The sequence below is a fragment of the Streptomyces sp. WY228 genome, from assembly GCF_019287315.1.
Classification (GTDB): domain Bacteria; phylum Actinomycetota; class Actinomycetes; order Streptomycetales; family Streptomycetaceae; genus Streptomyces; species Streptomyces caviscabies.
Map to the genome: position 1 here is coordinate 6,194,297 of NZ_CP079114.1, position 20,539 is coordinate 6,214,835.

General features: G+C 71.6%; 16 protein-coding genes. 14 read left to right on the forward strand and 2 right to left on the reverse strand.

The window, feature by feature from the left end; translation table 11 throughout:
- The first annotated feature begins 143 nt into the window (after positions 1-143).
- From KV381_RS27165 to KV381_RS27220, 12 genes are all read left to right on the forward strand, one after another.
- The gene (locus KV381_RS27165; RefSeq protein WP_218786603.1) at positions 144-1,187 is read left to right on the forward strand and encodes an agmatine/peptidylarginine deiminase; all 1,044 of its coding nucleotides are present in this window, start codon (positions 144-146) and stop codon (positions 1,185-1,187) included.
- Positions 1,184-1,822 carry a TetR/AcrR family transcriptional regulator gene (locus KV381_RS27170; protein ID WP_218786604.1) on the forward strand — a complete coding sequence of 213 codons (639 nt, stop codon included), beginning with the start codon at positions 1,184-1,186 and terminating at the stop codon, positions 1,820-1,822. Before KV381_RS27165 ends, KV381_RS27170 begins: the two co-directional genes overlap by 4 nt.
- A 329-nt stretch (positions 1,823-2,151) precedes the next feature.
- On the forward strand, positions 2,152-3,759 hold the full coding sequence (gene cimA / locus KV381_RS27175; protein ID WP_086779947.1) for a citramalate synthase: 1,608 nt from the start codon (positions 2,152-2,154) through the stop codon (positions 3,757-3,759).
- A gap of 309 nt (positions 3,760-4,068) precedes the next feature.
- Positions 4,069-5,043 carry a LacI family DNA-binding transcriptional regulator gene (locus KV381_RS27180; RefSeq protein ID WP_030078902.1) on the forward strand — a complete coding sequence of 325 codons (975 nt, stop codon included), beginning with the start codon at positions 4,069-4,071 and terminating at the stop codon, positions 5,041-5,043.
- Between the two features lie 90 nt (positions 5,044-5,133).
- A complete protein-coding gene (locus KV381_RS27185) occupies positions 5,134-6,813 on the forward strand; it encodes an ABC transporter substrate-binding protein (RefSeq protein WP_030078900.1) in 1,680 nt (559 codons plus the stop codon).
- A gap of 37 nt (positions 6,814-6,850) precedes the next feature.
- Positions 6,851-7,981, forward strand: coding sequence for an ABC transporter ATP-binding protein (locus KV381_RS27190; protein ID WP_256995161.1), 1,131 nt, complete (start codon positions 6,851-6,853; stop codon positions 7,979-7,981).
- Positions 7,978-8,958, forward strand: coding sequence for an ABC transporter permease (locus KV381_RS27195; protein WP_030078896.1), 981 nt, complete (start codon positions 7,978-7,980; stop codon positions 8,956-8,958). Before KV381_RS27190 ends, KV381_RS27195 begins: the two co-directional genes overlap by 4 nt.
- Before the next feature lie 6 nt (positions 8,959-8,964).
- Entirely contained in the window at positions 8,965-9,969 is a 1,005-nt protein-coding gene (locus KV381_RS27200) for an ABC transporter permease (RefSeq protein WP_030078894.1), read from the forward strand.
- Positions 9,966-10,952: an ABC transporter ATP-binding protein gene (locus KV381_RS27205; RefSeq protein WP_030078892.1), complete on the forward strand. Its 987-nt coding sequence runs from the start codon at positions 9,966-9,968 to the stop codon at positions 10,950-10,952. Before KV381_RS27200 ends, KV381_RS27205 begins: the two co-directional genes overlap by 4 nt.
- A 32-nt stretch (positions 10,953-10,984) precedes the next feature.
- Complete coding sequence (locus tag KV381_RS27210) at positions 10,985-12,400, forward strand: GH1 family beta-glucosidase (RefSeq protein ID WP_218786605.1); 1,416 nt, start codon at positions 10,985-10,987, stop codon at positions 12,398-12,400.
- 65 nt (positions 12,401-12,465) lie between these two features.
- Positions 12,466-15,567: a glycoside hydrolase family 3 N-terminal domain-containing protein gene (locus KV381_RS27215; RefSeq protein WP_218786606.1), complete on the forward strand. Its 3,102-nt coding sequence runs from the start codon at positions 12,466-12,468 to the stop codon at positions 15,565-15,567.
- 58 nt (positions 15,568-15,625) lie between these two features.
- The gene (locus KV381_RS27220) at positions 15,626-17,005 is read left to right on the forward strand and encodes a hypothetical protein (protein ID WP_218786607.1); all 1,380 of its coding nucleotides are present in this window, start codon (positions 15,626-15,628) and stop codon (positions 17,003-17,005) included.
- A 133-nt stretch (positions 17,006-17,138) separates the two neighbouring features.
- On the opposite strand, the gene KV381_RS27225 is transcribed toward KV381_RS27220, so the two are convergent.
- Positions 17,139-17,765 (reverse strand): SMI1/KNR4 family protein, encoded by a 627-nt coding sequence (locus tag KV381_RS27225; protein ID WP_193462432.1) that lies wholly within the window; start codon positions 17,763-17,765, stop codon positions 17,139-17,141.
- Positions 17,766-17,872: 107 nt separating this feature from the next.
- On the opposite strand from KV381_RS27225, the gene KV381_RS27230 reads away from it, so the two are divergent.
- The gene (locus KV381_RS27230) at positions 17,873-18,817 is read left to right on the forward strand and encodes an NADP-dependent oxidoreductase (protein ID WP_193462431.1); all 945 of its coding nucleotides are present in this window, start codon (positions 17,873-17,875) and stop codon (positions 18,815-18,817) included.
- Positions 18,818-19,261: 444 nt separating this feature from the next.
- Entirely contained in the window at positions 19,262-19,495 is a 234-nt protein-coding gene (locus KV381_RS27235) for a hypothetical protein (protein WP_030078880.1), read from the forward strand.
- Positions 19,496-19,570: 75 nt separating this feature from the next.
- On the opposite strand, the gene KV381_RS27240 is transcribed toward KV381_RS27235, so the two are convergent.
- Positions 19,571-20,524, reverse strand: a complete 954-nt coding sequence (locus KV381_RS27240; RefSeq protein ID WP_086779857.1) for an ornithine cyclodeaminase family protein — start codon at positions 20,522-20,524, stop codon at positions 19,571-19,573.
- Positions 20,525-20,539: the final 15 nt, after the last annotated feature.

Here is a 20,539-nt window from a genome sequence, read left to right on the forward strand (position 1 = left end):
AAGGCCGCACCCGGCTGCTCGCCGGTGCGGCCTTTTCCGTACGCGAAGCTTAGAGCGCTGCTCGAACGAAACACCACGTTGCTTTGGTGTGGCCCAGTCGTCTGGTTAGAGTGGCACTCTAATCACCCCGACCAGGAGCCCCCATGCCGCCCACCCCCGCCCCCTTCCGCATGCCCCCCGAGTGGGCCCCGCACGAGCGCACCTGGATGGCGTGGCCCGGGCCCAACCCCACCTTCGCCTCCGACGCCGAGCTGGCCGAGGCCCGTCGTGCCTGGGCCGCCGTCGCCCGGGCCGTGCGTCGCTTCGAGCCGGTCACGATGGTCGTCGGGCCCGGGCAGGAGGAGGGGGCCGCCGCGCTGCTCGGGCCGGAGGTGGAGCTGGTCGTGCGGCCTCTCGACGACGCCTGGATGCGGGACATCGGCCCCACCTTCGTCACCGACGGCCGCACGCTGGCCGCCGTCGACTGGACGTTCAACGGCTGGGGCGCCCAGGGCTGGGCCCGCTGGGAGCAGGACCGGCACATCGCCCGGGCCGTCGCCGAGCTGACCGGCGTCCCCGCCCACAGCTCCCCGCTCGTCAACGAGGGCGGCGCGATCCACGTCGACGGCGAAGGCACCGTCCTGCTCACCGAGACCGTCCAGCTCGGCGAGGAGCGCAACCCCGGCTGGAGCAAGGAGCAGGTCGAGGCGGAGATCCACGCCCGCCTCGGCACCGAGAAGGCCATCTGGCTGCCGCGCGGGCTGACCGGCGACTACGGGACGTACGGCACGCTCGGCCATGTCGACATCGTCGCCGCCTTCGCCCGCCCGGGCACCGTCCTCGCCCACGTCCAGCCCGACCCGGCCCACCCCGACCACGAGGTCACCCGGGAGCTGCTGGCCGTGCTGCGCGCCGCCACCGACGCCCGGGGCCGCGCCCTGGAGGTCGTCGAGGTGCCCGCGCCCACCGTGCTGCGCGACGAGGACGGCGAGTGGGTCGACCACTCCTACATCAACCACTACCTCTGCAACGACGGCGTGGTCCTCTGCGCCTTCGACGACCCGCGCGACGAGGAGGCCGCCGCGATCTTCCGGGGCCTGTTCCCGGACCGTACGGTGACCCTCGTCGACGCCCGTACGATCTTCGCCGGCGGTGGAGGCATCCACTGCATCACCCAGCAGCAGCCGAAGGTACGAGCGAACCCATGACCCCCGCCCCCCGCCGCACCCACCACGCCGCACCGCCCCGCGCGGACGTCCTCGCCGCCGCCATGGCCACCATCGCCGAGCGCGGGCTCGACGGGCTGACCATGGCCGGGCTCGGGCGCGAGGTGGGGATGAGCAGCGGGCACCTGCTCTACTACTTCCGCACCAAGGACGAACTGCTGCTCCGGACCCTGGAGTGGAGCGAGGACCGCCTCGGGGCCGAGCGGCGTGCCCTGCTGGCCGAGCCCGGTTCCGGGGCCGGATCCGCCCGGGAGCGGCTGGACGCGTACATCGGTCTCTATCTGCCCGCCGGCCACCGCGACCCCCACTGGACGCTCTGGCTGGAGGTCTGGGGCCGCTCGCAGAACGCCGACGAGGACGCCCGCGCCCGGCAGGCCGCGATCGAGGGGGCCTGGCACCGCGACCTGGTGGCGCTGCTCGCCGAGGGGATGTCGCGCGGCGAGTTCCGGCCCGTGGACGCCGACCGGTTCGCCGCCCGGCTGCGGGCGCTGCTCGACGGGTTCAGCATCCACGTCACGGTCGGGATCCCGGGAACGGGCCGCGAGCAGGTGCTGGCGCAGGTGGCGGAGTTCCTCGACGAGACGCTGACGCCGGGCCCCGCGTGGACGACCGCGTGATCCGCCGCGCGGCGGCGGAGGAGATGCGACCGGCGTCACGACCGCATCCTGAGACGCCCGGCGTCACGGGCGCGTCACTGTGCGAGACTTCTGCCGTGTCCTCGTTCGTCATGATTATTGGCAGCAGGCGCGCCGGTCCGCAGTGACCGTCCCGTACCACCCCGTACGGCACGGCCACCGTGCCCCAGACCCGCGCGCAGACCTCTCGCACCCGCGAGGGGTTTTTTCGTTTTCCGGCCCGTACCCGGGCCGGACGGAGCACGCGGGATGATGGGGGCAAGTGGAACCCGATCGTCCGGATCCACTCATCCGACAGGAGCCAGATCAGCATGACCACCAAGGCCAACGCCACCGACGACAGTTTCCATGTCTTCGACACCACACTGCGCGACGGTGCTCAGCGTGAGGGCATCAACCTGACGGTCGCCGACAAGCTGACCATCGCCCGTCATCTGGACACCTTCGGTGTGGGGTACATCGAGGGCGGCTGGCCGGGGGCCAACCCGCGTGACACCGAGTTCTTCGCCCGTGCCCAGCAGGAGATCACCTTCGAGAACGCCCAGCTCGTGGCGTTCGGCGCGACCCGCAGAGCCGGCGGCAGCGCGGCCGAGGACCCCCAGGTCAAGGCGCTCCTGACCTCCGGCGCCCCGGTGATCACCCTGGTGGCCAAGGCGCACGACCGCCATGTCGAGCTCGCCCTGCGCACCACCCTGGACGAGAACCTGGAGATGGTCCGCGACACCGTGGCCCACCTGCGCGAACAGGGCCGCCGCGTCTTCGTGGACTGCGAGCACTTCTTCGACGGCTACCGCGCCAACGCCGCGTACGCGAAATCCGTGGTCCGCACCGCGTACGAGGCGGGCGCCGAGGTCGTCATCCTCTGCGACACCAACGGCGGCATGCTGCCCGCCCAGGTCCAGGCCGTCGTCTCCACCGTCCTCGCCGACACCGGCGCCCGGCTCGGCATCCACGCCCAGGACGACACCGGCTGCGCCGTCGCCAACACGCTGGCCGCCGTGGACGCCGGCGCCACCCACGTCCAGTGCACGGCCAACGGCTACGGCGAGCGGGTCGGCAACGCCAACCTCTTCCCCGTCGTCGCAGCCCTGGAACTCAAGTACGGCATGAAGGTGCTGCCCGAGGGTGCGCTCGCCGAGATGACCCGGATCTCGCACGCCATCGCCGAGGTCGTCAACCTCACCCCCTCCACCCATCAGCCGTACGTGGGCGTCTCGGCCTTCGCCCACAAGGCCGGGCTCCACGCCTCCGCGATCAAGGTCGACCCCGACCTCTACCAGCACATCGACCCGGAGCTGGTCGGCAACACCATGCGGATGCTGGTCTCCGACATGGCCGGCCGCGCCTCCATCGAGCTGAAGGGCAAGGAGCTGGGCGTCGACCTCGGCGACGACCGCGCCCTGGTCGGCCGGGTCGTCGAGCGGGTCAAGGAACGCGAACTGAAGGGCTACACCTACGAGGCCGCCGACGCCTCCTTCGAACTGCTGCTGCGCGGCGAGGTCGAGGGCCGGGCCCGGCGCTACTTCCGTACGGAGTCCTGGCGGGCGATCGTCGAGGACCGCCCCGACGGCACCCATGCCAACGAGGCCACCGTGAAGCTCTGGGCCAAGGGCGAGCGGATCGTCGCGACCGCCGAGGGCAACGGCCCGGTCAACGCGCTGGACCGGGCCCTGCGCGTCGCCCTGGAGCGGATCTACCCGCAGCTCGCCAAGCTGGAGCTGGTCGACTACAAGGTCCGCATCCTGGAGGGCCGCACCGGCACCGAATCCACCACCCGGGTGCTCATCACCACCGGCGACGGCACCGGCGACTGGGCGACCGTGGGGGTCGCCGAGAACGTCATCGCCGCCTCCTGGCAGGCGCTGGAGGACGCGTACACCTACGGTCTGCTGCGCGCGGGCGTCGAGCCCACCGAGTAGCCCGCCGGCACCGCAGCACACGAGAGCCGCCGCCCGTCACCGGGCGGTGGCTCTTCTGCGTTCAAGAGGTGAATGCACAATGCGTCCTGCCTGGTGGGCCGATGGGTCCGGACCAATCTCGACGTGAAGTATTGACGGCCCCGTATCGGCGCGGTTAACTCCAGCCGCAACGCCGGTACCGGTTCCGGAACCGGTACCGAACGCGTCGGCCGCGGTGTCGCATCGCTGCCCGCCGCGCTGCCCCACCCTGCTCGCACCCTGCTCCCACCTGCTTGTTCCTTGCCCTTGCCTGGTCCAACGGAGGCCCAGATGCGTGTCACCATCGCCGATGTCGCCCGCGAGGCCGGCGTCAGCAAGACGACCGTGTCACGGGTCATCAACACCAAGGGCGAGGTGGACCGTTCCACGGCCGCCCGTGTTCGTGAAGTGATCGCACAGCTCGGCTACGTACCCAGCTCCGGAGCCGTCGGCCTCGCCCGCGGCTCCAGCCGTACGGTCGGCATGCTCGTGCCCTCGCTGACCTGGCCGTGGATGGGCGAACTGCTCCAGGGCGTCGTCGACACCGTCGAGGCCGCCGACTACGGGCTGCTGCTCTTCACCTGCAACCGCGGGGCCGAGTCCGTCCAGCGCTTCACCAGCCAGGTGTCCGCGCGCGCCTTCGACGGGCTCGTCGTCGTGGAGCCCGAGAACACCCTCGGCCACCTCACCGAACTGCACCGCGACGGCCTGCCGATCGTGCTCATCGACGATCGCGGCCATCACCCCGAATTCCCCTCCGTCGTGACCACCAACCACGAGGGAGGCGCGTCCGCGGCCCGCCACCTGCACGCCGCCGGACGCTCCCGGCCCCTGATCCTGACCGGCCCCCAGCACTTCGGCTGCGTACGGGACCGGACAGCCGGATTCCGTTCGGTCCTGCCCACCGATCTGGTCGTCGAAGGCGACTTCACCGAACGCGGCGGCCGGCTCGCCGTCGAGGAACTCCTCGCACGGGGCGTCGCGTTCGACTCCGTCTTCGCGCACAACGACATCAGCGCGGCCGGTGTGCTCCGTTCCCTGCGGGCCGCCGGACGCCGGGTCCCGGACGACATCGCCGTCGTCGGCTTCGACGACATCCCGATGGCCGAACACACCGAACCGCCCCTCACCACCGTGCGCCAGCCCACCCGCCGGATGGGCGAGACGGCGGCCCGGATGCTGCTCTCCCACCTCGGCGGCACGCCCGTACCGGACGGACCGGCCGTGCTGCCCACCGAACTGGTCGTGCGCCACTCGGCGCCCTGAGGACCCGGCCGCACGGCCGCGCCCCGCTCTCTTCGCACCCTTCCGCCCGCCGGGCTCTCCCGACCCCGGCAGCCCCTTCCTGGAGACGCCATGTCCGTACGCCGTCGCACCACCCTCAGAGCGGTCGCCGCAGCCACCGTCGTGGTCGCGCTCGCCGCCGGTTGCTCGAACGCCAACTCGGGCGCCAACAAGGGGGGCGGCGCCGCGAGCGGCGTGCTGACCCTGGGCAAGCCGGACGGACCGCAGACGAACAACAGCAACCCGTTCCTCAACACCTCGGCGGGCGCGGTCCTCGGCTACCGCTACATGATCTACGAGCCGCTGGCCATGACGAACATGATCAAGCCCACCGAGAAGGCCGACCCCTGGCTCGCCACCGAATGGGCCTGGGAGGACAACTTCACCAAGGTCACCTTCACCCTCGACGACCGGGCGAAGTGGGCCGACGGCAAGCCCCTGACCGCCGCCGACGTGGAGTTCACCTTCAACCTCCTCAAGAAGCACCCGGCGCTCAACGGGAACGGCATCCCCTTCGACGGGATCGCCGTGGAGGGCAAGAAGGTCGTCCTGACCTTCAAGGAGTCCCAGTTCGTCAACCAGAACAAGATCATCCAGACCTTCGTCGTGCCCAAGCACATCTGGGAGAAGGTCGACAACCCGGAGACCTGGCCCAACCGCACCCCGGTCGGCTCCGGACCGTACAAGCTCAAGACGTTCACCCCGCAGACCACCACCCTGACCGCCACGCCCAGCTACTGGAACGGCACCACCAAGGTCAAGGAGCTGCGCTACACCGCGTACAACGACAACAGCGCCGCCACCACCGCGCTGGCCACCGGCAAGGTCGAGTGGTCCTTCGTCTTCATGCCGAACCACAAGCAGCTCTTCATCGACAAGGACCCCAAGAACCACCAGCTCTGGTTCCCCTCCGGCCTCGGCATCCACGGCCTCTGGTTCAACACCGCCCGCAAGCCCTTCGACAACCCGGCGCTGCGCAAGGCGATGGCGATGGTCGTCGACCGCAAGGCCATCCACATCCAGGCCCAGGCCACGCTCTACCCGGAGATCACCAACCCGACCGGCATCCCGCTGCCCGCCGGTGAGCCCTTCCTCGCGCCCGAATACCAGGACGCCACCACCAAGCCCGATGTCGCCGGAGCCAAGAAGGTGCTCAGCGAGGCCGGGTTCACCCTGAGCGGCGGGGTGCTCAAGGACCCGTCCGGCAAGCCGGTGAAGCTGACCTTCACCGACCCGGCCGGCTGGAACGACTACATCACCGGGCTCGCGATCATCAAGGACAACATCAAGGAACTCGGCATCGAGGCCAAGGTCAAGACGCAGACCGCCGAGGCCTGGGGCGCGGACGTCGCCAACGGCAACTTCGACGCCACCCTGCACTGGACCAACAGCGGCGCGACCCCCTACGACATGTACCAGAACATCATGGACGGGGCGATCCTCCAGCCCATCGGCAAGAGTTCCCAGACGGGCAACTTCGGGCGCTTCAAGAGCCCCGAGGCCACTGCCGCGCTCAAGGAGTACGCCAACGCCACCGGGGACGCGGACCGCACCAAGGCGCTCAACACCCTCCAGAAGATCTTCGTCGAGGAGGCCCCGGTCATCCCGACGGCCGCCGCGCCCATCGGAGCCGAGTACTCCACGAAGAACTGGATCGGCTGGCCCACCGAGGCCAACCCGTACGCCCCGCCGCAGCACACCCAGCCCACCGCCCTGGAGATCGTGCTCAACCTCAAGCCAGCCTCCAAGTAGGCACGGGGAACGACGGGAAGGACGGAAAGAACCGGCCATGACCACGAGCGAACAGCCCGAGACCGCGCCCGACGGCACCGATGTGGTGCTCGAAGCGCGCGGAGTCACCAAACACTTTCCCCTGCGCCGCACCGCCCGCGACCTGTTCGCCCGCGAGCGCCGCAGCGTCCACGCCGTCGACGACGTCTCGCTCCGGCTGAGACGCGGCACCGTCACGGCCCTGGTGGGGGAGTCCGGCTCGGGCAAGTCCACCGTCGCCCGGCTGCTGGCCCAGCTCTATCCGCTCACCTCGGGCGAGATACGGCTGGGCGGCGAGCCGGTGGTGGCCGGTCGTGGCCGGTCCTTCCGCCGTTACGTACGCCGGGTCCAGCTGATCTTCCAGGACCCCTTCGCCTCGCTGAACCCGGTGCACACCGTGCGCTACCACCTCACCCGCGCCCTGAAGATCCACGGCCGGGCGGGCAACGGCGACGCCGAGCTGGCGGAGAACCTGGCCGCCCTGCTGGACCGGGTCCAACTGACCCCGCCCCAGCAGTTCCTGGACAAGTTCCCGCACGAGCTCTCCGGCGGGCAGCGCCAGCGCGTCGCCATCGCCCGGGCGCTCGGCGCGGACCCGCAGGTCCTCCTCGCCGACGAACCCGTCTCCATGCTCGACGTATCGATCCGGCTCGGCGTCCTCAACCTGCTCCGCGACCTCAAGGAACGCCTCCACCTGGCGATCCTCTACATCACCCACGACATCGCCTCCGCCCGCTACTTCGCCGACACCACCCTCGTGATGTACGCGGGCCGGATCGTCGAGGGCGGCGACAGCGAGACGGTCACCCAGCACCCCGCCCACCCCTACACCCAGCTCCTCATCGCCTCCGCACCCGACCCGGACCGGATCGCCGCCGAGGCGGAACAGGAGGAGACCGGCACCGGCGAACCGCCCTCGCTGATCACCCCGCCCGCCGGCTGCCGCTTCCACCCCCGCTGCCCCAAGGCGATGGAGCGCTGCCGCACCGAACTGCCGCCGCGCTTCGACCTGCCCGACGGACAGTGGGCGGCCTGCTGGCTCTACGAGGGCACGGACCGCCGGACCGCGACGGACCCGGACACCCGGGCCACGGCGGGCGCGGACCCCCGGGCCGCCGCGGGCGCGAGCGCCGAGGAGGTCTCCCGGTGAAGTACCTCCTCCAGCGCCTCGCCTTCTACGCCGTCACCGCCTGGGCCGCGATCACCATCAACTTCCTCATCCCCCGGCTGATGCCCGGCGACCCGGTCCAGGCCCTGCTCAGCCGCTACCAGGGGCAGCTCGACACCAAGGCCATCGACTCGCTCAAGGCCCTGTTCGGCCTCGACGAGCAGCAGTCGATGTGGCAGCAGTACACCGACTACTGGGCCCACCTCCTCGACGGCGACCTCGGCCTCTCCTTCACCTTCTTCCCCACCCCGGTCAGCGAGGTCATCGGCCAGTCGCTGCCCTGGACCCTGGCCCTGGTCGGCACGACCACGCTCATCAGCTTCGTCCTCGGCACCGGCATCGGCGTCTACAGCGGCTGGAAGCGCGGCTCCTGGCTGGACGGGCTGCTGCCGGTCACCACCTTCATCTCCTCCATCCCGTACTTCTGGCTGGGCCTCGTCGCCATCGCGCTCTTCGCCGAGAAGTGGTCGCTGTTCCCGAACTCCGGCGGCTACGACAACGCGCTCGTCCCGGCCTTCGACTGGCCGTTCATCTCCAGCGCCCTCTACCACGCGGTCCTGCCCGGCGTGACGATCGTCCTCAGCGCGGTGGCCGGCTGGATCCTCGGCATGCGCAACATGATGGTCACCGTCTCCTCCGAGGACTACGTGATGGTCGCGCAGGCCAAGGGCCTGTCCGAGCGGCGCGTGATGTTCGGCTACGCGGCCCGCAACGCCGTCCTCCCCAACATCTCCGGCTTCGCCCTCTCCCTCGGCTTCATCGTCGGCGGCACCCTCCTCGTCGAGATGGTCTTCACCTACCCGGGCATCGGCTTCCAGCTGCTCCAGGCCGTCGGCGGCAAGGACTACCCGCTGATGCAGGGCGTCTTCCTGATCATCACGCTCTCCGTCCTCGCCGCGAACCTGCTCGCCGACCTCGTCTACGCCGCCCTCGACCCCCGCACCCGGAAGGAGGCGTAGGGCCCCGTGTCCATCACCGCCACCGACGTCGCCGTCCTGGACGGCGCACCTCCACCCGCGGCCCCCACCCGCCGGGCCCGGCTCCGGTTCCTGCGCGGCGGGAAGACCCGCACCGGCCTGATCCTGCTGGCGTTCTTCGTCCTGCTGGCCGTCGCGGGACCGTGGCTCGCCCCGTACGACCCCGACGCCATGAGCGACCAGCTGCTCCAGCCGCCCTCCGGCGACCACTGGTTCGGCACCACGCACACCGGGCAGGACGTCTTCTCGCAGATCCTCGTCGGCACCCGGGGCGTCCTCGTCGTCGGCCTGCTCGCCGCCGTCATCGCGACCGCCCTGTCCGTCCTGATCGGGGTCAGCGCCGGATTCCTCGGCGGGGCCGTCGACGAGATCCTCTCCGCGCTCTCCAACATCTTCCTGGTGCTGCCCGGACTCCCGCTGATCATCATCGTCGCGAGCTTCGTCCCCGACACCGGCGACATCGTCATCGCCGTCGCCATCGCCCTGACGTCCTGGGCCTGGGGCTCGCGGATCCTGCGCGCCCAGACCCTGTCGCTGCGCCGCCGCGACTACGTGGAGGCCGCCCGCGCCACCGGCGAGTCCACCCCGCGGATCATTCTCTTCGAGATCCTGCCGAACCTCACCGCCGTCATCGCCTCCGGCTTCGTCGGCACGGTCATCTTCGCGGTCCTCACCGAGATCACCCTCGCCTTCATCGGCGTCGCCGACATCTCCCACTGGAACTGGGGCACCGTGCTCTTCTGGGCCCAGTCCAACCAGGCCCTCGCCCAGGGAGCCTGGTGGTGGTTCGTCCCGGCCGGCCTCTGCATCGCCCTGCTGGGCACCGCGCTCGCCCTCATCAACTTCGGCATCGACGAGTTCGTCAACCCCCGCCTGCGCACCGCCACCGGATCCTCCCGGAAGGTGAAGATGCGCGTCGGCTTCACCCCCGTGGCCCGGAAGACCCCCGGCACGGGCCGTCCCGGGCAGAGCAGCAAGGAGCCGCGCACATGAGCGCCGAGCCGGTCCTGACCATCAGCGGACTGAACGTCGACTACGGCACCGACGCGAGCGCCGTCCACGCCCTGCGCGACATCGACCTCACCCTCCACCGCGGCGAAGTCCTCGGCCTGGCAGGGGAGTCGGGCTCGGGCAAGTCGACCCTCGCCTACGCGGTGACCCGGCTGCTGTCACCGCCCGGCGTCATCACCGGGGGAGAGGTCCACTACCACCGGCCCGGCGGCGACCGGGTCGACATCCTCTCCCTCGCACCGGACCAGCTGCGCGCCTTCCGCTGGCAGGAGCTGTCCATCGTCTTCCAGGGGGCGATGAACTCCCTCAACCCGGTGCACACCGTCCACAGTCAGCTCACCGACGTACTCGCCGCCCACCGCCCCGAACTGAAGAAGCGCCAACGCACCGAGCGAGCACAGGAGTTGCTGGAGCTCGTCGGCATCAGCGCCGACCGGCTCGCCGCCTACCCGCACCAGCTCTCCGGCGGCATGCGACAGCGCGTGATGATCGCCATGGCGCTCGCCCTGGAACCCGAGATCGTCATCATGGACGAGCCGACCACCGCGCTCGACGTGGTGATGCAGCGACAGATCCTGCGACGGCTCGTCCAGTTGAGGGAACAGCTCAACTTCTCGGTCGTGTTCATCACCCACGACATCTCGCTCCTGATCGAATTCTCGGACCGGATCGCGATCATGTACGGAGGCCGCATCGTGGAGCAGGCGGGCGCGGCGGAGATCTACCGCGACCCCCGCCACCCCTACAGCGACGGGCTCCTGCACTCCTTCCCCGCGCTCCACGGCCCCCGCCGCGAACTGACCGGCATCCCCGGCTCCCCGCCCCACCTCTCCGCGATGCCCACCGGCTGCGCCTTCCACCCGCGCTGCGGCAAGGCCTTCGCCCCGTGCGCCGCCGAGGTCCCGCCGCTGGCCCCGCCGACCGGCGAACCCGGCCGCGAGGTCGCCTGCCATCTGCACGTCTGACCAGGTCCTTCCCCTCCTACGTACGGAGACCGATGAACCTCGCCACCACCCCGCAGCGCATTCTTCGTCCGGCCCCGGTACGCGGACTCCCGGCCGATTTCCGCTGGGGCGTCGCCACCTCCTCGTACCAGATCGAGGGCGCGGCCGCCGAGGACGGCCGCACCCCGTCCATCTGGGACACCTTCTGCCGGGTGCCCGGGGCCGTGGAGGGCGGTGAGCACGGCGACGTGGCCTGCGACCACTACCACCGGATGCCCGAGGACGTGGAGCTGATCGCGGGCCTCGGCGTCGACACGTACCGCTTCTCGCTCGCCTGGCCGCGCATCCAGCCGGGCGGGCGGGGTCCGGCGAACCAGAAGGGGCTGGACTTCTACAAGCGGCTGGTCGACGAGCTCCAGGGGCGTGGCGTCACCCCGTGGATCACGCTCTACCACTGGGACCTGCCGCAGGAGCTGGAGGACGCGGGCGGCTGGCCCGCGCGGGACACCGCCCTGCGCTTCGCGGAGTACGCCGCTCTCGCCCACGAGGCCCTCGGCGACCGCGTCGAGCACTGGACCACGCTCAACGAGCCCTGGTGCTCGGCGATGCTCGGTTACGCCTACGGGCTGCACGCCCCGGGCCGCCGCGACCTGGGCGACGCCATGACCGCCGTCCACCATCTGCTCCTGGGCCACGGTCTCGCCGCCGGCGCGCTGCGGGACGCGGCCGGGAGCGACCCGCTGGAGCTGGGCATCACCCTGAACCTCGGCACCGCCACCCCCGAGACCGACAGCGAGGCCGACCGCGAGGCGTGCCGCCGCGCCGACGGCATGGGCACCCGGCTCTATCTCGACCCGCTCGTCCACGGCCGCTACCCCGAGGACATCGTCGCCGACCTGGCCGCCCAGCACATCGAACTCCCGGTCAGGGAAGGCGATCTGGCCGCCATCGCCGCCCCGCTCGACGTCCTCGGCGTCAACTTCTACCGGGGCATGCAGTTCTCCGGCGTCACCGAGGACGGCTCGCCGCTCGACGCCGAGGGCCTGCCGGTCGTCCGGGCCGTTGACCGCGATCTGCCGCGCACCGCGATGGACTGGGAGATCACCCCGACCGAACTCACCGACCTGCTGGTGCGGTTGGAGCGCGACTACGCCCTTCCGACCGTCATCACGGAGAACGGCGCGGCCTTCGACGACACCGTCGCCGCCGACGGCTCGGTCCCCGACGCCGACCGCACGGCCTATCTCGCCGACCACATAGCCGCCGTCGTCGCCGCCCGCGACCGAGGGGCCGACGTCCGGGGCTACTTCGCCTGGTCGCTGATGGACAACTTCGAGTGGGCCTACGGCTACGACAAGCGGTTCGGCATCGTCCGCGTCGACTACGACACCCAGCTCCGCACGCTGAAGGACAGCGCCAAGTGGTACCGCGACACGATCCGCCTCACCCGCGACGCCGACACCGCGTAACTTCCCGACACCCTTGATCCGCCCGTACGTCAGGCAACCCCGACCCGAGATGAGAGCGCTCTCAGATGACGCGTACCCCGCACCTCCGCCCCCGTAAGGGCAGAGCCAGACCCGCGACGGCCGCCTTCGCCGCCGCGGCCGTGCTGGCCACCCTGCTCGCCGGCTCGGCCACCGGCCCCGCGGCGGCCGCCGACGAACCCGCCCCCGTCCTCGTCGACCGCTTCGAGGGCGAGGTGCCGCTCGGCAACAACCCGCCCGCCGACGCGATCTTCACCTGGGGCGGCGACGCGGACGACCACCCGCAGCTGAAGCTGGCCGAGCGCGCCGACGCCCCCGAGGGCGAGAAGGTCCTCGAAGGCTCGTACGACATCAGCGCGTACGGCGGGTTCAGCCACGAGTTCGCCGTGGACACCCCGCCGCAGAACTGGACTGCCCACCAGGGCATCCGCTTCTGGTGGTACGGCCAGAACACCGCGCCGCTGCCGCCCGGCTCCGGCAAGAAGATCAACTTCGAGATCAAGGACGGCGGTGCGAACGGCGGCGCGTCCGAGCTGTGGACCACCTCCTTCACCGACGACTGGGAGGGCTGGCACCTGGTCGAGATCCCGTTCGCGGACTTCGTCTACCGCGCCGACTACCAGCCCGTCGGCGGCATCGACCAGGTCCTCGGCCTGAACGAGGTGTGGGGCTACGCCCTCACCCTGCCCGGCGGCGGACCCGGCGAATTCGCGCTGGACGCCGTCGAGTTGTACGGCAAGGCGGACCCGGCGCTCACCGCGAGCGTGATCACCGACACGGCCGTACGCCCCGTGAAGAACGGCGCCACCGCCGAGCTGACGCTCTCCGTCGCCACCACCGGCTCCGTCCCCACCGAGGAGCCGGTGACCGTCGCGTACGCCACCAAGGGCGGCACGGCGGAGGCCGGGAAGGACTACACCCCGGTCACCGGCAGCCACACCTTCCCCGCGGGCACCGCCTCCGGCACCACCCACAAGGTCACCGTCCGCACGGCGAAGGCGTCGAAGCCCGCCGAGGCGAAGACGATCCCGCTGGAGCTGACCGTCACCGGCGCGAAGGCCCCCCGGGAGAACCCGCAGGTCGTCATCGACGCCCATGGACTCCCGTACCAGAACGCCAAGTTGCCGGTGAAGCAGCGCGTCGCGGACCTGCTGGGACGCCTCTCGCCCGCCGAGAAGGCCGGCCAGATGACCCAGGCCGAACGCAACGCGCTCCGCACCCCCGGTGACATCGCCGCCTACGACCTCGGCTCGCTGCTCTCCGGCGGCGGCTCGGTCCCCACGCCCAACACCGCGGCCGCCTGGGCCAAGATGGTCGACTCCTACCAGCTGCGCGCCCAGGCCACCCGCTTCCAGATCCCGCTGATCTACGGCGTGGACGCGGTGCACGGCCACAACAACGTCGTCGGCGCGACGATCATGCCGCACAACATCGGGATCGGCGCGGGCCGCGACCCGAAGAGCGCCGAGCGGACCGGCGCGGTCACCGCCAAGGAAGTACGCGCCACCGGCGTCCCGTGGGACTTCGCGCCGTGCGTCTGCGTCACCCGCGACGAACGCTGGGGCCGCTCCTACGAGGCCTTCGGCGAGGACCCGGCCCTGGTCGAGGCCATGGAGACGGTCATCCAGGGCATGCAGGGCAGCCCCTCCGGCAAGGACCTGCACCGCAACGACAAGGTGCTCGGCAGCGCCAAGCACTTCGTCGGCGACGGCGGCACCGAGTACGGCTCCGCCACCACCGGCTCGTACACGACCGACCAGGGCATCACCAAGGTCACCCGCCAGGAGCTGGAGGCGGTACACCTCTCGCCGTTCGCCGAGTCGGTGAAGCGGGGCGTCGGCACGGTCATGCCCTCGTACTCCTCGCTCGACATCCTGGGCGACGACCAGGGCCCGGTGAAGATGCACGCCAACGCCGAGATGATCAACGGGGTCCTCAAGGACCGGATGGGCTTCGAGGGCTTCGTCATCAGCGACTGGCAGGCCATCGACCAGATCCCCGGCGACTACCCGAGCGACGTCCGTACGTCGATCAACGCCGGACTCGACATGATCATGGTCCCGACCGCGTACCAGGACTTCACGAAGACGCTGAAGGACGAGGTGGCGGCGGGCCGGATCAGCGAGGCCCGGATCGACGACGCGGTCGCCCGCATCCTCACCCAGAAGTTCCGCCTGGGCCTCTTCGAGAAGCCGTACGCGGACACCACCCACCTGGACAAGGTCGGCTCGGCCGAGCACCGTGCGGTGGCCCGTGAGGCGGCCGCGAAGTCGCAGGTGCTCCTGAAGAACGACGGGGCCGTCCTGCCGCTCAAGCCGGACCAGAAGGTGTACGTCGCCGGGTCCAACGCCGACGACATCGGCAACCAGGCCGGCGGCTGGACCATCAGCTGGCAGGGCTCCTCCGGGAAGACCACCACCGGCACGACGATCCTGGAGGGCATGAAGAAGGCGGCGAGGAGCCCGGGGTCCGTCACCTACTCGCGCGACGCCTCCGCCGCCACGGACGGTTACGACGTCGGTGTGGTGGTCGTCGGCGAGACCCCGTACGCCGAGGGCATCGGCGACGTCGGCAACGGCCACGACCTGGAGCTGACGGCGGCCGACAAGGCGGCGGTCGACAAGGTCTGCGCGGCGATGAAGTGCGCGGTGCTCATCGTCTCGGGCCGCCCGCAGCTCATCGGCGACCGGCTCGGGGACATGGACGCGCTGGTGGCCTCCTGGCTGCCGGGCTCCGAGGGCGACGGCGTGGCCGACGTCCTCTACGGCAGGCGCGCCTTCACCGGACAGCTGCCGGTGACCTGGCCGAAGTCGGAGGCCCAGCTCCCGATCAACGTCGGGGACACGGCGTACGACCCCCAGTTCCCGTACGGCTGGGGCCTGACCACCCTGAAGAAGCCCCCGGCCGGCGGCGAGCTCACCCTCGCGGCCCTCGCCGTCGCCGCCCAGGTCGCCGAGAAGGCGAAGCTGGGGAAGACCCCGGCGGGCAAGGCGATCGTGGACCAGGCCCGGCTGCTGGTCCAGCAGAAGATCGACGGAAAGTTCGGCCAGGCGGTGGCCAAGCCCTTCGCGGAGGCGGACCACCTGCTGCTCAAGGGCGACCTGACCGGCGCGGTCGCCAAGCTGCGCACGGCCTACCGGGCCGCGTAGGCACCCCGCTCTCCGGACGGGCGACGGCGTTCGTCGCCCGTCTGGAGTAGCGTGAAGTATGAGGAAAAGGCTCTTCCCCGCGCTGCTGGCGGGCCTGCTGCTCATCATCGCAGCGGCGGCTCTCGCCCTGACCTCCCCCGCGTCGGCCGCGCCCGCCGCGACCATCCAGGACGCCGCCCAGGCCCTGCGCGACGACCCGGTCTACGTGGACCCGGGCGCTCGCGATCAGCTCTCCGTCGCTGACGAGAAGGCCCTGGAGAACAAGATCACGGACGCCGACAAGCCGGTGTTCGTGGCCGTCCTCCCCGATACCTCCGCCTTCCCCGAGGAAGGCCTCCTCCCGACCCTGCGCAGCGACACCGGCATCACCGGCGTGTACGCGATACGGCTCGGCGACGGCTTCGACGCGGGCGCGGACCCGCAGGTCATGCCCACCCGGGCGGTCGAGAACCTCACCGCGTCGGTGGAGAACCCGGCCACCGCTGCCGACCCGAACACCCAGCTCAACGCCTTCGTCGACCGCGCCGTCGAGCAGGCCCGGGGCACCGCCCCCGCCTCCTGGTCCGGCGGCGGAGGCGCGGCGGACCGGACCGGAGCCCCGGTCGGCGGCCTGATCACGCTCGGCGCGCTGGTCGCGGCGGGCGGCGCGGGCGCGTACGCGATCTCCCGCCGCAACAAGCGCCGCAAGGAGGAAGAGGAGCGCATCGCGCTCGACAAGCTCCGGGTCGTCGTCGACGAGGACATCACGGCGTACGGCGAAACCCTGGAGCGCCTGGACTTCCACCCCGCCGAGAAGGGCGCGGACGACACCATGCGCGCCGACTACGAACGGGCCCTGGACTCCTACGAGACCGCCAAGACCAGGATGGACAAGGCCACGCACCCCTCGGACGTCCGCGGAGTCACCCAGTCCCTGGAGGACGGCCGCTACTCCCTCGCGGTCCTGGAAGCCCGCCGCACCGGCGCGGAGATCCCGGCCCGCCGCCCGCCGTGCTTCTTCGACCCGCGCCACGGCCCCGCGGTCACGGAGGTCGTGTGGACCCCGTCCGGCGGCGCGGCCCGCGAGGTCCCGGTCTGCGGTGCGGACGAGGTCCGGCTGAGCCGGGGCGAGGACCCCCTGAGCCGTACGGTCGACGTGGGCGACGGCAACCGCCGCCCGTACTGGGAGGCGGGCCCCGCGTACGGCCCCTGGGCCGGCGGCTACTTCGGCGGCGGCCTGCTCCCCGGCCTCCTGGTCGGCACCATGCTCGGCTCGATGCTCGCCACCCCGGCGTACGCCTCCGAGTACGGCGGCGGTGACTTCGGCGGCGGCGCGGGCGGTGACTGGGGCGGCGGCGACTTCTCCGGCTCCGACTTCGACTCCTCCGGATTCGGCGGGGGCGGCTTCGGCGACGGCGGAGGCTTCGGGGGCGGCGGCTTCGACGGCGGCGGTTTCTGAGACCGGCGGCGCTGTCCGAGCCTCCCGGCAGCACGGCCGGTCCGCAGCGCGCCGGGCGTCACGGTCTTCCCGCAGCGCCCCGGGTTCCGGCGGATCCCCTCAGCCGGGACCCGGGTTCTTGCTTCGGGCGGACTCAGTCCTCGTCCTCCTCCATGCTCTCGAACCCGGAGCGGAACAACGCCGAGAAGCTGGCGTACTTCGTGGTGTCGCCGTACTTCGGTGTGAACTCGTGGGCCGCCCACTCGCCGTCCGGCCCGACGTCGGTCGGGTCGAGCAGCCAGAAGTCCTCTCCCCGGGCGATCTCGATGCACCGGCGAAAGAGCTCGACGTCCTCCTCGTTGCCGGGTATCGAGGCGTAGATCTCGGTCACGCGTCCGCCGGCCTCGCTGTCCCGCATCCACACGACGCGGTCGCACGGATGGACACCGTCCACCCAGCCGTCGAGGCGCGTCCACCCGTCGCTCGCCAGGAAGAACCCCCGCACGCCGGCCGGGAACCGCACGCCGAGCCGCTCCTCGGCCGCCGCCAGGGCTTCCTCCCGGGCAGGGGCTTCACCCAGCCACGCCTCGACCCGCTCGTCCTGGTCCAGGGCGTCCAGCTGATCCTCGTCCAGCAGGTCGACCAACTCTTCCTCGTCGGCACGGACCTTCACGTACAGCTCGCCGTACCGCTCCAGGAAGACACGCCACTCCTCCGGTGTGGTCGGAGCGTCAGCAACTTCATTCTCTTCAGGCTCAGTTGTATCGGTCATGCCGATCATGGTGCCAGGTGGCTCTGACAACGCCGAGGCGGGCGAGGATTCTTGTCCATGGCGGATCTCCTGGAGATACCGGGAATGCCCGCCGGGCACAGCCGGTTGGGCGAGGCATGAGAGCTGTCGGCGTGTGCGAGTTCGGCGGACCGGAAGCCCTGCGGGTGCTGGATCTGCCCGAACCCCAGGCAGGCCCCGGTGAGGTCCGCGTCCGGGTGCACGCGGCCGCGGTGAGTCCCACGGACGTCATGCTGCGTACGGGCGGGCACGCGGTACGGATGCCCGGCCGGCGGCCTCCGTTCGTACCGGGCATGGACGCCGCCGGGGTGATCGACCAGATCGGGCCCGGGGCCGGGGGCCGGCTCGCGGTGGGCCAACGCGTGGTGGCGCTGGTGCTGTTCACCGGTCCGCACGGGGGCGCCTACGCGGAACAGGTCGTCGTACCGGCCGCGTCGGTCGTGCCGGCGCCGGAAGGGATGGGCTTCCCCGAGGCGTCGACGTTGCCGATGAACGCCATGACCGCGCGACTGGCCCTCGACGTGCTGGACCTGCCGCCGGGCGGAACGGTCGCGGTGAGCGGTGCCGCGGGTGCGGTGGGCGGCTACGCGGTCGAGCTGGCCCGGGCGGACGGGCTGACGGTGATCGCCGACGCGGCCGGGCGCGATGTCGAAACGGTGCGTGGCTTCGGGGCCGACCACGTCGTCGAGCGTGGTGCCGGAATCGCCGACCGTATCCGTACGCTCGTGCCGGAAGGCGTGGCCGGTGCGGTGGACGGGTCGGCCCAGACCGCCGAGCTGGTGCCCGCGATCAGGGACGGTGGCACGCTCGTCGAGCTCCGGGGGTGGCCGGGGCCGGCCGGGCGGGGCATCAGGGTGTGCCCGGTGATGGTGCCCGAGCGCATCGGCGACACGGCCGGCCTGGACAGACTCTGCCGTCAGGCCGAGGCGGGCGTTCTGACGCCGCGCGTCGCGCAGGTGCTGCCCGCCGCCGAAGCCGCCCGGGCGCACCGCCTGTTGGAAGCGGGCGGCCTGCGGGGCCGCGTGGTCCTGGACTTCTCCTGAGCCCGGCTGCCGTCCGTGCACATGAGCGTGCCTGCCGTCCCCGCTCAGACGAACCGGGAAGGCGGGCCGCCTGAGCCGGGTACCAGGCGGCCACGCCGCCGAGGAGGAAGCGGAGCGCCGCGGGGGCGTGGCGACCGCCGACGGGCTCCGGCCAGGGCTCCGGCCCATGAGAGGGAGCTTGCACGCTGCACGCCAGGGCGGCTGCCGTGCCTTCCGCCGCCTGCCGGGCAGGGGGCAGACGGGCCTCCGGGTTCCTGGCCGCGACGAGCGTGGCTGTCATCGTGATGGGGGCCGGAGAGCTGCGCCGGGCGGACGACGCGTCCGCCGCACCGTGACGGTGACGGTGCCCCCGCGGCCCGGTGTGACGGCGTCCGTGTGCGTGTCCGCGACAGTGATCGCCGATCGGGGCGTGCCCTTTGCGGGGTCTCGGCCGTTGAACGGGGCATGAAGAAGCGAAGCGTACTCGCCGTTGTCACCCTCGCCGCCGGAGCGGTCATCGCCGCGATCAGCCCGCCCCCGGGAGGCGGCGACGCGGCGCACGCCGCCGAACCGCCGGTCAGCCTCGGCGCGCTGGACGACGTCGGCGACCTCGGCAAGCTGGTCGACGGCGCGGCCGGGGCGACCACCTCCACCGCCGGCACGGTCACCAGCACGGTGGAGGACGCCCGGTTCAGCTGAGCCGACCGGCGAACACGCCAAGGGCGGCAGGGAGGCGAATCCGCCTCCCTGCCGCCCTTCTCCTGTCCTGTCTGGTCAGGCCAGGAAGTCGACGCTCCGGCAGGAGCCCGCGTCGGCGGCGGCCCGGTAGACGGGCCAGGCCAGGGCCAGATCCTGCCAGGGCAGCCCGACGGGCGCGTAGACGGTGATCTGTTCGCTCGTTTCGCGGCCGGTCCGCTCACCGCCGAGCACCTGCCCGAGCGTCGCGTGCGCCGCGTCGGCGCTCAGCCCGCTGTTGCCGAGCGCCCCCATGGAGACGGCCAGCTCGACGTCGTCGACCACCGTGCGGGCGCGTCGCAGGGCGTCGGCAGCGAGCTCGACCTTGCCGGGCTCGTCCGCGCCGAGCGTCGTGACGTGTATGCCCGGGCGCAGATCGGCGGCAGTCAGCAGAGGGCCGCGTGACCAGGTCGCTAGGACGACGATGTCCGCGCGCGCGGCGGCACTCCGCGGCTCGCCGACCGTCTCGACCTCGATGCCCAGAAGCTCTTCGTGTTCCGCCGCGAACGCGGCCGCCCGCACGGGGTCGGTGTCGCACACGGTCAGCCTGGACACCGTGCGCAGCCGGACGAGACCCCGCAGCACCATCCGGGCCTGCGCCCCCGCGCCGACGACGCTCACCGAGTCGGCGTGCTCGGCGGCGAGCTCGTGGGTCGCCAGGGCGGCGGCCAGGCCGGTGCGCCAAGCGGTGACCGAGACCGAGTCCAGTACGGCCAGCAACTCCCCGCCCGCCAGGTCGTGCAGGCAGACGAGACCCCGCAGCGCGGGAGCGGCGTCGGGAAACTTCGCGTTGACCTTCACCGTGTAGGCCGGAACCCCGTCGATCACCCCGGGCAGCAGCGCGGTCGCCGTGCCCGGACCGGGCAGGTCCGTACGGATCCGCAGCGGCCGGACGTCCGGAGCGGGCGCGGTGAAGCCCGCGCGAAGCCCGGCCATCACGGTGTCGGGGTCGAGCAGGCCGGTGATCTGGGAACGGGTCAGCAGGAGAGTCACCCGGCCACCTTCGCT